Here is a 13,918-nt window from a genome sequence, read left to right as displayed (position 1 = left end):
ATTACGCTACCTCCTGACGAGCACCTGTTGGGTCATAGAAAGGCAAAGCAACAACTGTTGCCCACACTTCCTGACCATTAATGCGAATAGGGAAATTCTTGCCTTCGTCTTGCTGCTCAATGCCAACAAATGCCAAACCGATATAAGCATCCAATGTTGGAGAATATTCACATGAAGTCACATTGCCTGTAATATTGGCATCACTTCCTGCGGCACCTAAAACAATGTGACCTTCTTCTGGTTTTGGAGAAAGCTTATCCAATGTAAAGCCAACCAATTTACGTGTCTGCTGGCGAGCCATCACAATGTCTACTGAGCGGCTGCCCACATAAAACGCCTTCTTACGCGCAATCGCCCAATCCAATGATAATTCACCCGGATGAGACATACCGTCCGTATCTTGGCTGACAATGATATGTCCCTTTTCAAGGCGCAATAGACGCTGTGTTTCCACACCAAATGGACGTATATCAAAGGCCTTACCAGCCGCCATTAACTCGTCCCAGATTTTCAGAGCGAACAAGGTTGGCATGTGAACTTCATAACCTAACTCACCGACAAAACCGACTCGCATTAAACGCACTGGCATGCCGTCAATGCTGCCTTCTCGATAACCTAAGTAAGGGAAAGCTTCATTTGATAAATCCACATCCGTACAGACTTTTTCAAGCACTTTTCGAGCCAAAGGCCCTGCGATATTGACAGCTGAAAAGGCAGACGTCACATTGGCAATATCCACTTTCAAACGCCATTGAGCATTCCATTTCGTCATCTCACGATAAACAGCGTCGACACCGCCGGTTGTGGCGGTGACATAAAAATGATCTTCAGCAATACGACACGCCACACCATCATCGACAACAACGCCTTGCTCATTGGTCAAAACCGCGTAACGGGTTTTACCAACTGGCTGCTTAAGGAAAGCGAAAGTGTACATGCGGTTCATAAATTCTGCGGCATCAGGGCCACGCAATTCAATCCCTCCCAAAGTACTCACATCGATAATGCCAACCGTATTACGAACGGCTATAGCTTCTTGTTTGATCCACTCGCTTCGCTTGTCTTTAGAGCCATAAAAAGCAGGACGACGCCACACACCGGCAGGAATCATATGAGCCCCCAACTCAAGGTGTCTCTTATGCATTGGCGTATAACGATGAGGATTAAAAATACGACCAGCTATGTTCGCCAATTTCTCAGGAACAAAAGGTGGACGCGCCGTCGTCACGCCTGTTTCGCTCACAGTACGCTGTGTTGCTTTGGCCACCAAACGCGCCGTCGGCAAAGCCGAATGACGCCCTTGAGAAGGCCCCATTCCAACAGTGGAAAAACGCTTCACCAACTGAATATCGCGATAACCTAAACGGGTCGCATTAATAATATCTTTGGCTTGTAAATCTTCATCCAAATCAACAAATTCTTTGCCTTTTGGATGTTTAAAAATAGGCCAATCAAAGTTGGTATTTTTAGTACAAGTTACCGTTTCAAAGGGCTTGTCTGCTAAACCTAATGCAACCAACACTTCTTGCGCAGCTCTTTGACCGTCTTTCATCACAGCGTCTAAATCGTGAACACCGTTTACAGACCCCGCGATAGCAACACCTTCCGGTAAACCTGTTAATGTGAAACGAGCGCTTGCATCGTCGTATTGAAGCTTTGCTCCACCCTGACACAAAAGCTGATAAGTTGGCATATAACCAGCCGACATGCAGAGTAAATCACATGGAATCGTGACTCCATCGCGATCGACTTTACCTTGCTCGGCAATAGAATGGACTCGAACCGCTGCCAAATGTTTTTTGTCATGACTAGAAACCGCTTCAAATACCGTCGAGTTGGTTTTAATCGCGATCCCTAATGACTTCGCCATATCAGATAATTCAGATGACGCACCTTCTTTACGCATATCAACAATTAAAGAAGCTGTAACACCTTGTTGCGCCATTTCAATCGCAGCCAGGTAGCCGTCATCGTTTCCTGTTAACACAACCGCTCGATCACCGGGTTTGATCGCATAATGCTTCATCAAACGCATCGCTGCACTGGACATCACCACGCCAGGAAGATCGTTATTGCGGAAAACGACATGCTGTTCAAAGGCTCCAGAAGCCACAATACATTGCTTCGATCGGATTTTATGCATTCGCTTGCCTTGAATAACAGGCAAATAATTGTCTGCGAACCAAGCATTACAAACCGCTTCTGTCATCACTTGAATATTTGGATGCTGCTCAACCTTAGCAACCAAAGACTGTAACGTACTTTCTGCCAACCCGCCTTCAGCATCAAATCTATGGTAAGTTAGAGCTCCACCAAGCTGCTTGTTTTCATCAATCAAGATGACTTTCGCCCCCGCTTCTGCAGCTTGAATAGCTGCCGCTAAACCTGCGGGGCCAGCACCAACAACAGCCAGATCACAAAAACCATAAGCTTTATCGTAATAGCTAGGTCGGAAAGTTAAATCAGCAAAGCCTAATCCTGCTTTTTTACGGATGAAGGGTTCCCATTTGTCCCAAATCCCTTTTGGCTTATAAAACGCACGGTAATAAAAACCTACTGGCATAAAGCGCCCTGCGTAACCTAACTTATCATCAGCATCCTTTTCTAACGTGCCGGAATAGTTTTGGCCAAACACACACATGCCTTTTTTAATGTCTGTTCTATCTGCCAAGACATTCGGTTCTTCAGGCAACTGAACCAGCGTATTTGCATCTTGTCCCGCCATGGTTAATGGCGCTCGTGGTCGATGGTATTTAAAGGAGCGAGACATGAGCCATTGATCATTCGCAATCAAAGCGCTGGCAATGGTGTCACCTTCAAAGCCCATATAACGATAGCTTTCAAATTCAAAATTGATCTTTTTGTTACGATTAATTAACGACCCCATTGGGGCAGGCAAACGGTCTAAAGCACTCATGCTCTTCCCTCCTGAAGATTTTCACCCTGTTCAAAATCGACTCTATCTTGATACAACTCAGATGGGTCATAGGTTCGTAAAATTTCATCGCTCGCTGTGTGGCGCTCAGCAATAAACCAGTAGCCAGAAGGTGAATGAAACCACCATTCTTGAATCACTTTCACTGTGTTATCAGAGTAGAAAACGTAATCGGCCCACTCTTTATCACTACAGGCTTTATGGTTAGGCATTTCTTTCACTTCACCGCCGTAAACAAACTCGGTGATGTTTCTAGGGCCATTTAATGGACAAGTCATTAATTTCATTTTGATCCTCCTAGTGACTAGCGGCCGTCGCGCCCATTTCATTGACTTGGCGGAAAACATCAAAGCGATCCATAGCAAAAGGCGCAATCAAATCTGGCACCTTACCGCCATTCGCAACCAATTCAGCCATGGTCTTCCCGCAAATTGGCGTTGCCTTAAACCCCCACGTTCCCCAGCCAGCATCAAGGTAATAATTCTCTACTGGGCTTAATCCCATTATTGGGCTGTAATCTGATGTCATATCTGTAATACCAGCCCATTGGCGCATTAACTTCAGATTTGCCATGAAAGGAAACATTTCAACCGCACTGGCTAATAAGCTTTCTTTTAAATCCAAAGTCGAACGCGTGTTATATAAAGGATAAGGATCCGATCCGCCACCGAAGACGATTTCTCCACGGCCAGTTTGCTGTACATAGCAATGCAAAGCAGAAGAGCTGACTAATGGATCTAAGAATGGTTTTACAGGTTGCGTCACCATGGCTTGCAAAGGGTAAGTGGTAATCGGCATTTTGATGCCTGCCATCGCCGCCACAATGGAACTGTGGCCAGCAACCGCTTGAACCACACAACCACAACTTACCTTGCCACGATTGGTATCTACGCCAACAACTTTCCCATGATCAACCGTAACACCTGTCACTTCAGTTAATTGGTGCAATTCAACGCCACGTTGGGTCGCGCCCTTTGCATAACCCCAAGCAACCGCATCGTGTCGAGCGGTTGCTCCATCAATATGCCAAAGACCCGCTAAAATAGGCATATCAGCTGGGTTCATGTTAAGCGTTGGTACCAATTCTTTTATTTGCTGAGGGTCAATCAGTTCCGTTTTTCCACCAAAGTGCTTATTCACTTCCGTACGTTGACGAAATGAACGCACTGTGGCATCTGTGTGAGCAAGCGTCAGTTGGCCACGAGATGAATACATAATGTTAAAGTCAAACTCGTTGGATAACCCCTGAAAGAGATCAACTGATTGCTTGTAAAATTTCACCCCTTCAGACGTCAAATAGTTAGATCGAATCACCGCCGTATTACGAGCCGTGTTACCTCCACCTAAATAACCTTTTTCCAAAATAGCGACATTGGTAATACCGTGATATTTCGCTAAATAATAAGCAGTTGCCACGCCATGACCACCGCCACCAATGATGACCACATCATAATGGCGTTTTAGCTCGGTCGGTGTTGGCAAGTCCGCATCTTTCTCAAATGGATAATCATTAGAAAGACCATATTTCAACAGAGAAAATGGCATAGCAGAGATCCTCTTTTAAATCGTGTATAACTGGCTTAATGCGAGATGTTCATTAATCGTTTCGCAGCCACTAGAGTATTTTTCATCAAACAAGCGATAGTCATTGGTCCCACACCACCAGGAACAGGAGTAATGGCCTGACACATTGGAGCGACTTTGTCGTAATCCACATCGCCGACTAATTTACGTTTACCATCAAGTTCAATTGCATTAATACCAACATCAATCACAACTGCACCGGGTTTAATCCAAGCATCGCCCACCAGCTTAGGGACGCCTACTGCAGCTACAACAATGTCCGCCATGCGGCTAATTTCGCTCGCATTAGGCGTTCGAGAATGCACAACCGTGATGGTACAATTTGCCTGAAGCAAAAGGTTCGCCATTGGTTTACCAACGATATTTGATCGGCCCACAATCACCGCATGCTTACCAGACAAATCACCTAATTCTCGCTGTAACATTTCCAAACAACCTAATGGAGTACAAGGAACCAAATCCGCTTGCCCTGTGCCTAACAAACCGACATTCACAGGATGAAATCCATCCACGTCTTTTTGCGGTGAAATCAAACGTATAATACGTTCTTCTGATAAATGCTTAGGAAGAGGCAACTGAACTAAAATGCCATGAACGTCATCATCTTGGTTCAATGCTTCGACCACTGCGTCTAATTCTTCTTGGTTACAATCTGCCGACATACGCTTTTCAATAGAACGAATGCCTGCTTGTTCAGCTCGTCGAATCTTATTTCGCACATAAACGCCACTAGCAGGATCATCTCCGACAAGCACAACAGCCAAACCAGGTGCGGCATGTCCGGCTTCACACATTTGCTGAACTTCCAAGCGAACTTCTTCAACCAGATCATCGGCCATTTTTTTACCGTTAATGACTTTGAACGTCATGTTTGCTCTCCTCAACTATTTGAAAACAACAGTTTTGTTACCGTACATAAACACTCGGTTTTCTAGGTGCAGACGCACTGCGGTAGCAAGAGCAACGGTTTCTGTATCACGACCCACTGCCACCAAACGATCTGGCGAGTATGTATGATCAACAGGCTGCACAGATTGAGAAATAATCGGGCCTTCGTCTAAGTCAGACGTCACATAATGGGCTGTAGCACCAATCAACTTCACACCTCGCTCGTGGGCTTGGTGATACGGCTTGGCACCTTTGAATCCAGGTAAGAAAGAGTGGTGAATATTGATTGCGCGGCCATTTAATTCCTTACATAGACTGTCAGAAAGAATTTGCATATAACGCGCTAAGACAATCAAATCTGTTTTGGTTTCTTTCACTATATCCAACAAAGCCGCTTCTTGTTCTAGCTTGTTTTCTTTATTGACAGGCAAATGAACGAAGCGGATACCTTCACGCTCAGCCATTGGACGCAAATCTTTATGGTTAGAAACAATGGCGGTAATTTCCATTGGTAACTCGCCTTTACGATGGCGATACAATAAGTCGTCCAAGCAATGATCAAATTTACTGACCATCAATAAAACACGCATAGGAGATGCTGTATCTGTCATATCCCACTTCATATTGAATGGGGCCGCTTGTGCGTCAAAGCCTGATCGAACTGTGTCCAAGCTCGTTTCAGCAGACTCGATACGACACACTGCACGCATAAAAAAACGTTTATTTTCTTCATCATCATATTGATGCATTTCTGCGATATAACAGCCTAAGTCTGCTAGGTAAGACGTCACGGCAGCTACAATTCCACTTGTTGCATCACAAGACGCTTTCAGAACAAACTCTTTTAATTCAGACATTTTTTCTCCTAGAGCACTTTATTAATAGGTAAAAAGTAATAATTTGATTTGTTTATTTTGAGTAAATTAAATATATTCTTAAGAAATAGATATGACAACAACTTAGCCAAATAAAGGTTTATATCTCACAATTTAATTCATATATTAAAAATACGTTTGTATTTGGATAAAAAGATGACGAAGACAACAGAATATCAAGTACCCGCTTTAGCAAGAGGTCTGCACATAATCGAACTGTTCGATGCTAACCATCGTGTATTAAGCACTCAAGACTTCGCAGATCAGCTTGGAGTTAGTGCTTCATCGACTTACCGAATCGTACAAACCTTGCTAGATAGAGGGTATTTAAAAAAAGTTGCACGTAACGCCTATGAACTTGGCCCACAAATCGTGTCCCGTGGTTTTGCCTACTTGGCGGGAAAAGATTTAATCGACGTGGCTGCACCACATTTGAATCAGCTCAGAGATGAGACTTCTATTTCTTGTCATTTGGCGATACGAGATGGGCTGGACACACTCTATATCTATCGAGCTCAAGCCTCTCAACGACTATCCGTCAATATCCCGTTAGGCACTCGGCTTCCTTGTCACACTAGCGCCATGGGGCGAGTTTTATTGCAGCAACTGAGTGATATTGAATTCAGTGCTATTTACCAAGCCCAACAGCTAGACATGCATCCTCATCCACACCCGCAAACCATCGCAGAATTAAAACGTTTGTTAAAAGATGAATGGCAACAAGGCTACTCTAGTAATCGCTCGGATAATGCTACAGCCATCGCTGCACCAATCCATAACTACATGGGAAAAGTGGTCGCCGCGATCAACATTTCTGGTGCCGACCAAGTGATGAATGATGCAGAGAAGTTTGAAGAGACAAAAAACCAACTATTAAAAACAGCAAAATCCATCTCACAAGTAGTTCCCATTTAAGGGAACTACTTCATAAACATCCGTTTCTATTGGCTAAAACGATTAAACATCCCCTAAACAAATGTATTTCATTTCTAGATAATCTTCTAAGCCGTATTTAGAGCCTTCGCGCCCTTGGCCAGATTCTTTGACACCACCAAAAGGAATGACTTCTGAGCTAATCGCGGTTTCGTTTACGCCAACCATGCCATATTCTAATCCTTCGCTAACACGCCATGAGCGGGATTGATCTTTAGTAAATACATAAGCGGCTAAACCAAACTCGGTATCATTCGCCATCGCAATCGCGTCATCATCGGTCTCAAACTTAAAGATAGGCACCACAGGGCCAAACACTTCTTCTTTTGCAATACGCATACTTTGGTCTGCATCACGAATGACGGTAGGTTGATAAAAGAACCCAACCTCGCTTTCCAAACTATCGTCAGTTATAGGCTTAGTGCCAGTTGTAAGCTTAGCGCCTTTATTCAACGCATCTTCAACCAATGAAGACACACCATTCACCGCGGTACGAGTAATCAGAGGCCCCATGGTACTGCTTTTATCAAGCCCATCACCAATCACAAATTCTTGTACTTTCTTCGTAAACTTACTCAAAAACTCTTCATAAACCGCACTCTGAACAAGAATTCGATTAGTGCAAATACAAGTTTGACCAGCGTTTCGAAACTTAGCAGCCAACGCACCGTCAACCGCTTTATCTATGTCTGCATCATCGAAAACCAATACTGGCGCATTGCCTCCTAACTCCATTGACGTTCGTTTGACGGTTTGAGCAGCCTGAGCCATCAATATTTTTCCGACACGTGTAGAACCTGTAAACGTGACTTTTTTAACTAAAGAGTGCCCTGTTAATTGTTCCCCAATTTGCACAGCATTCATCCCAGGAATCACGTTAAACATACCGCTTGGCACGCCAGCTCGTTGGGCTAATTCAGCAATAGCAAGTACTGACAAAGGCGTTTCCGTGGCGGGTTTTAATACGATAGAACAACCCGCAGCCAAAGCCGGTGCAACTTTACGAGTGATCATGGCAACAGGAAAATTCCATGGTGTAATAGCACCAACCACGCCAATCGGTTGTTTAATGACTAACGAACGTCGATCTTGGCTCATACTTGGTAAGACATCGCCGTATATTCGCTTTGCTTCTTCTGCAAACCATTCGATATACGCCGCGCCATAGGCAACTTCACCACGGGCTTCTTCTAACACTTTACCTTGTTCAAGCGTCATGATTTTTGCTAAGTCGTCTTGACCGATTCCAGACAAAGCTGATGTGTTACTCATGATTCGTCCAGAAAACCTCTATGTTTTATCGAAAGAGCAAGCAGAACAAGAGCCACCAGCAAGTGATATCAATCAAATTAGTACAACGGTGGAAGAAACTGTCTTCCTTGACGAAAGCTACACCTGTTCACTTGTTACCTCTTCTGGGCAACGTATTATGGGGAAAATAGTAGCCAGAGAGCATTCCGAAATTGCGCCTAGCAGTGAAGTATATGTTCGTTGGTCAACTCAGCACTGCTGCATTTATGACACTTGGAATGACCAAGACATAACAAAGGCCAGCTAAACTAAAATGTTCGCTAGGGAGCTTATGCTCCCTTTTTTTACCTCTCTTATAAAGCGAGAAGATTCTTTAAATAAGTAAACTTTTCAAGCTATATTAGACACCCACTAATCTGAAAATATGGTTAGATAAGAAGTACCTAGTTTACTAGTAGTGATTCAATTCGCATACAAACAGGATGCCCCGCTAAGCTCGAAGAAAAGTATTTTTTTAAAAGAAGTGACAACTTAGAAAGTTCGAAAAGGTTCAAAGAACGAACCTTTTCACTGACTAAAATTAATATCTATTTGTCGCATTCCACACAACAATAGTCGCATTTTTATCTCATCAGCCGCTATTTCTCCGATATGTTATAAGTCATAACAATATCTTATATAGTATTCTATTTAATACATAAACAACCATTAATCCCTTTAAAATCAATGATTAAAGAAAAAACACACCAAATTTTAACCCGTGTTTTATGAAAAATTAAGAAGCAGAATATAAAGCTTTTCTCTTTTTTGTAATGCACTACAGAAGACATACGAGAGGTTTATATTGGAACTATTAAACTTTGTAATAGAAAACAAAGCCCTATTGCTAACCCTTACTATTGAACATATCTCTCTCGTTGCGGTGGCCGTAGGGATCGCTGTTATCACTGGCGTACCTATTGGTATAGCCATCACCAAAAAACAAAAAGTTGCGAACATTGTTCTCTACGTAGCGGCATTAATCGTCACCATTCCATCCATCGCATTATTTGGAATTATGATTCCTTTGTTATCGATGATTGGTCACGGTATTGGATATTTGCCTGCTGTCATCGCGGTGCTTCTTTATTCTCAACTTCCAATCATAAGAAATACCTACACAGCGATTAATAATGTAGACCCAGCGCTACGCGAAGCGGCACTTGGCATTGGCATGAGCGCAAAGCAACGCCTAAAAAATGTTGAAATCCCACTCTCCGTTCCTGTCATTATGGCTGGCGTACGCACCGCTGTTGTGATGAATATCGGCGTCATGGCCATTGCTGCCTATATAGGCGCAGGTGGTTTAGGGGTATTAATCAGTCGAGGTATATCACAAAGTGATTATCGACAATTAGTGATCGGCTCAATCATGGTGAGCTTATTAGCCATCATTGCTGATTACGCTTTGCTTTGGATACAAAAGCGCTTTCAAACAAATATTTGAGTGTTAGGTTAACTGCATTGATATGAGTATTTTATATGACCTTACTCGTCAGTTATTCGCTGACCGTAAGTCATACAAGAATCCCAAAACATTTAAGAAGCGTGAAATTTATCGCTGTAATGACATAAATTGAAAGGGGAACTAAAAATGGTAAGGCTGGAAGATTTAGTTAAAGTTTTCGAAACGCCTAATGGCGCTGCAACGGCGGTAAACAAGGTGTCACTTGAAGTGCCTGAGGGTGAAATCTGCATCCTTCTGGGGCCTTCTGGGTGCGGAAAAACAACCACCTTAAAAATGATAAACAGAGTCATTTCTCCCACCTCTGGAAAAATATTTATTAATGGTGAAGATACTTCTCTTTTAGACCCTGTGGAATTACGTCGGAATATAGGTTACGTCATCCAACAAATTGGTCTTTTTCCCAATATGACCATTGAAGAGAATATTTCCATTGTCCCTAAGTTATTAGGTTGGGATCCAAAAGAATATAAGAATCGAGCCAAAGAACTTCTCGACATGGTTGCTCTAGACCCATCTACCTTTTTACACCGTTTCCCACGTGAATTATCAGGCGGACAACAACAACGTATTGGGGTGATTCGAGCTCTAGCAGCAGATCCACCGGTTATGCTAATGGACGAACCTTTTGGTGCTATTGACCCAATCAATAGAGAAGTCATTCAAGATGAATTCTTGAAAATGCAGAAGACATTAAAGAAAACCATTTTATTTGTAAGTCATGACATTGATGAAGCGATAAAAATGGCCGATAAAATCGCTATTTTTAAAGATGGGAAATTAGTGCAATTTGATGCACCAGACCAGTTACTAGCACAGCCTAAAAACGATTTCGTGAATAGCTTTTTAGGAGACGATCGAGCACTCAAAAGACTGCGATTGGTCAATGCAAAACAAGTCATGATTGAAGAGCCTGTCGCTGTGAAGCACACAGATTCATTAAAAACTGCTCTTGAAAGAATAGAAGCCCATGGTTACCTACATGCCATTGTAATGGTCAATGATCAGCACCAGCCTGTTGGCTATGTTTCTAAAGAAAAAGCTAAAACGACAAATGGATTATGTGGTGAGCACTATCACGGCCTAAAAACAGTGGTGAATGCAAACGACAATTTAAATAAAGTGGCTTCTGAAATGTACACCCATGATACCACGTGGATTCCATGCGTAGATGATAATGGCCGCATGTTAGGCCAAGTCACTCAATCAGGCATAACGCGCTACCTTAGCTCTTCTTACAACCGCGATAGTAGCTCTATTATTTTACCCTCCTCCGCTACAGGCCAAAACTTTGATACATCCATGTTCAGAGATGAGAGCAAGTAACTATGGAAGAAATATATAAGCAATACCTAAAAAAATGCGGCACTTTTCTTGTTATTTGTTTGGTCTTTTTATTAGGCGTCATTGTGTCAGAAATTGGTTTTATCAGTAGCCTTATCGAATACCAAGAAGATATTTTGTATTTATCTGGGCAACATATCGTGCTGGTTCTGGTATCTGGCAGTATTGCGATAGGCTTGGCGATCCCTATCGGGGTTATTCTAAGTAGACCAGCCTTACGTAAAGCCGCTGAACCCATTATGCAATTCTTGAATATTGGATCGACGATACCGACCTTGGCGCTACTTGCATTGGCAATGAGTTTCCTGGGCATTGGAGCAATACCTGCTGTCGTCGGCTTATGCATTGCTTCTTTACTGCCAATAACAAGAAACACTTATACAGGGCTTACTGAAGTGCCAGATCACTTAAAAGAAGCGGCCCTTGGTATCGGTATGACGCCGCTGCAAATGCTGATCAAAGTGGAATTACCTAACGCCTTATTTGTTATTTTGGCAGGCATCCGCATCGCATTAGCTATTAATGTTGGCACCGTTCCTCTTGCTTTCTTAATTGGCGCTGGCGGGCTGGGCGAGCTGATATTCACAGGCATCGACTTAGATGAGCCTTATATGATGTTAGCAGGTGCTATTCCTACAGGTTTGTTAGCGGTGATTCTTGATGCTTTTATCGCCTTCCTTTCTTTCACTTTAATATCAAAAGGGGTGAATCCTCAATTAGAAAAAAATTGATTCTATCGCTCAATCATACTTTTCGATCAAAAAGCAGTACCTCGGTTTTTTGATCTTACTTAGTCGTCCTATTAAGGAGAGTTTTATGCAAAATATCATGAAAAAAACACTGTTAGCCTCTGTCTTTACTTTTTTCTCGTCAGTTAGTTTATCGGCAGAAATTGTGGTTGGAGGCAAAAATTTTACTGAGCAACAATTGCTAACAGAAATCACGTCTCAATATTTAGAGAGCAAAGGATTCGAAATTGAAAAACGCTCAGGTATGGGCAGTGCTGTGTTACGTAAAGCACAAGAAAACGGACAAGTTGATATTTATTGGGAATACACAGGCACTTCTTTAATTAGCTACAATAAATTTAAAGAAAAAATTCCAAGCTCAGAAGTTTATAATAAAGTAAAAGAACTTGATGCAAAACAAGGGTTAGTTTGGATGGCCCCTTCTTCTGCTAATAATACTTATGCATTTGCAATGCAAAGAGCAAAATCAGAAGAGCTTGGCATTTACTCTTTAAGTGATTTAGCTAAAAGCATTAAAGAAGGCTCTGGCTTGTCCATAGCCGTAAACGCAGAATTTTATGCTCGTGATGATGGTCTAAAACCATTACAAAAAACCTATGACTTTAAATTCCCACGTAAAGATATTAAGCGCATGGATTCTGGATTAACTTATACTGCGTTAAAAGAAAGTAAAGTCGATCTTGCTTTGGTTTTCGCAACAGATGGTCGAATTCCTGCCTTTGATTTTGTTGTTTTAAAAGATGACAAAAACTTCTTCCCTGATTATTCTGTCGTACCTGTTATAGTAGAAAAAACATTAAAAGAAAATCCTAAACTAGGGACACTTTTAAATGATATTTCAGCTAAAATTAATGATGCCAGCATCTCTAAGTTAAACGCTGAAGTGGATGTAGATAAAAAATCCATTGAATCCGTTTCTAAAAAATTCTTAGAAGAAAACGGTTTGTTATAAGTTAAAAAATGATAAAAACGATGTATATTAATTTACATCGTTTTTATCATTTATATATTTAAGGTGATTTTTTGAAAAATAGCTTATATGTATCAGTAGCTCAAATTAACTCTGATCTTGAAAACATAGAAAAAAATATAGATAAACACTTAACTTATATTAAACAAGCAGAAGCAAATAATAGTGATTTAATCCTCTTCCCAGAGTTATCTTTAACTGGTTATCAGTTGTCTAGTTCCGTCCCTGATGTTGCCTTAAAGCGTTGTGACCCAATTTTTGAAAAGCTGTCTAATGAAGCCCCAAATATAACGATTATTGTGGGTTTTGTTGAGGAAGAGCATCCTGGTGAATATTACAATTCTGTCGGTTTTTTGAAAAACGGAAAGCTCCAAGCGTGTTACCGGAAAATTAATTTACCTAGCTATGGCAAACTAGAAGAAGGTAAGATTTTTCATAAAGGAAGCGATTTAACCTCTTTTCCTGTCGAAGAAAACTGGAATGCAAGTTCTCTGATCTGCGCTGACCTTTGGAATCCAGCGTTGGTACATTGTGCTATGTTACGCCGCCCAGAGTTATTACTGGCACCGATTAACTCCGCATCAAACGTGGTCAGTGACAGTTTTTCAAATGAAGAAAACTGGTTAAAAAACATAGACTTTTACGCTATGACATACGCCACTCCGATCTTAATGGCAAACCGATTTGGACAAGAAAAAGACATACATTTTTGGGGAGGAAGTCGAATAGTAAGCCCGACCGGTAAAATCCTTGCCAAAGCGGATGATAAAGAAGAGTTGATCTCGGCTGAACTATCTTTAAAAGAGATATCAAGAGCAAGATTCGAGCTACCTACCATACGAGATGCCGATACGAACTTAATATCTAGGCTTTTACATGAGTAAT

Annotated in this window: 13 protein-coding genes; 7 read left to right on the top strand and 6 right to left on the bottom strand. The window is 41.9% G+C overall.

All coding sequences use genetic code 11. The features are described from left to right. Position 1: 1 nt before the first annotated feature. Genes ABFY09_RS11595 through purU form a run of 5 tightly spaced genes read right to left on the bottom strand, consistent with a single transcriptional unit; the run spans position 2 to position 6,264 of the window. On the bottom strand, positions 2-2,917 hold the full coding sequence (locus ABFY09_RS11595; protein WP_347984483.1) for a 2Fe-2S iron-sulfur cluster-binding protein: 2,916 nt from the start codon (positions 2,915-2,917) through the stop codon (positions 2-4). Then, entirely contained in the window at positions 2,914-3,222 is a 309-nt protein-coding gene (locus ABFY09_RS11590) for a sarcosine oxidase subunit delta (protein ID WP_347984482.1), read from the bottom strand. Before ABFY09_RS11590 ends, ABFY09_RS11595 begins: the two co-directional genes overlap by 4 nt. Positions 3,223-3,232: 10 nt before the next feature. Further along, on the bottom strand, positions 3,233-4,480 hold the full coding sequence (locus ABFY09_RS11585) for an FAD-dependent oxidoreductase (protein WP_347984481.1): 1,248 nt from the start codon (positions 4,478-4,480) through the stop codon (positions 3,233-3,235). Between the two features lie 35 nt (positions 4,481-4,515). After that, entirely contained in the window at positions 4,516-5,388 is an 873-nt protein-coding gene (folD, locus tag ABFY09_RS11580; RefSeq protein WP_347984480.1) for a bifunctional methylenetetrahydrofolate dehydrogenase/methenyltetrahydrofolate cyclohydrolase FolD, read from the bottom strand. Between the two features lie 15 nt (positions 5,389-5,403). Beyond that, entirely contained in the window at positions 5,404-6,264 is an 861-nt protein-coding gene (purU, locus tag ABFY09_RS11575) for a formyltetrahydrofolate deformylase (RefSeq protein ID WP_347984479.1), read from the bottom strand. Between the two features lie 174 nt (positions 6,265-6,438). On the opposite strand from purU, the gene ABFY09_RS11570 reads away from it, so the two are divergent. Further along, a complete protein-coding gene (locus ABFY09_RS11570) occupies positions 6,439-7,197 on the top strand; it encodes an IclR family transcriptional regulator (protein ID WP_347984478.1) in 759 nt (252 codons plus the stop codon). A 42-nt stretch (positions 7,198-7,239) separates the two neighbouring features. On the opposite strand, the gene ABFY09_RS11565 is transcribed toward ABFY09_RS11570, so the two are convergent. Further along, complete coding sequence (locus ABFY09_RS11565) at positions 7,240-8,487, bottom strand: NAD-dependent succinate-semialdehyde dehydrogenase (RefSeq protein WP_347984477.1); 1,248 nt, start codon at positions 8,485-8,487, stop codon at positions 7,240-7,242. Here ABFY09_RS11565 and ABFY09_RS11560 point away from each other — a divergent pair. The 6 genes from ABFY09_RS11560 to ABFY09_RS11535 all read left to right on the top strand — a co-directional run bounded on the left by ABFY09_RS11560 (position 8,486) and on the right by ABFY09_RS11535 (position 13,917). Further along, entirely contained in the window at positions 8,486-8,773 is a 288-nt protein-coding gene (locus tag ABFY09_RS11560; RefSeq protein WP_347984476.1) for a TOBE domain-containing protein, read from the top strand. The two genes, ABFY09_RS11565 and ABFY09_RS11560, sit on opposite strands and share 2 nt — an antisense overlap. Before the next feature lie 537 nt (positions 8,774-9,310). After that, entirely contained in the window at positions 9,311-9,952 is a 642-nt protein-coding gene (locus ABFY09_RS11555) for an ABC transporter permease (protein WP_347984475.1), read from the top strand. A gap of 147 nt (positions 9,953-10,099) precedes the next feature. Further along, positions 10,100-11,296, top strand: a complete 1,197-nt coding sequence (locus ABFY09_RS11550) for an ABC transporter ATP-binding protein (RefSeq protein ID WP_347984474.1) — start codon at positions 10,100-10,102, stop codon at positions 11,294-11,296. A 2-nt stretch (positions 11,297-11,298) separates the two neighbouring features. Continuing rightward, positions 11,299-12,045: an ABC transporter permease gene (locus ABFY09_RS11545; protein ID WP_347984473.1), complete on the top strand. Its 747-nt coding sequence runs from the start codon at positions 11,299-11,301 to the stop codon at positions 12,043-12,045. Between the two features lie 85 nt (positions 12,046-12,130). After that, on the top strand, positions 12,131-13,015 hold the full coding sequence (locus ABFY09_RS11540; protein ID WP_347984472.1) for a glycine betaine ABC transporter substrate-binding protein: 885 nt from the start codon (positions 12,131-12,133) through the stop codon (positions 13,013-13,015). A gap of 71 nt (positions 13,016-13,086) precedes the next feature. Further along, positions 13,087-13,917, top strand: a complete 831-nt coding sequence (locus tag ABFY09_RS11535) for a nitrilase-related carbon-nitrogen hydrolase (protein WP_347984471.1) — start codon at positions 13,087-13,089, stop codon at positions 13,915-13,917. The last annotated feature ends 1 nt before the right edge of the window (position 13,918 follow it).

Origin of the sequence: Marinomonas sp. 5E14-1 (assembly GCF_039939215.1) — a bacterium.
Taxonomy (GTDB): Bacteria; Pseudomonadota; Gammaproteobacteria; order Pseudomonadales; family Marinomonadaceae; genus Marinomonas.
The sequence above is the reverse complement of the archived record's forward strand: the minus strand, read 5'-3'. Positions and strand labels throughout refer to the sequence as shown.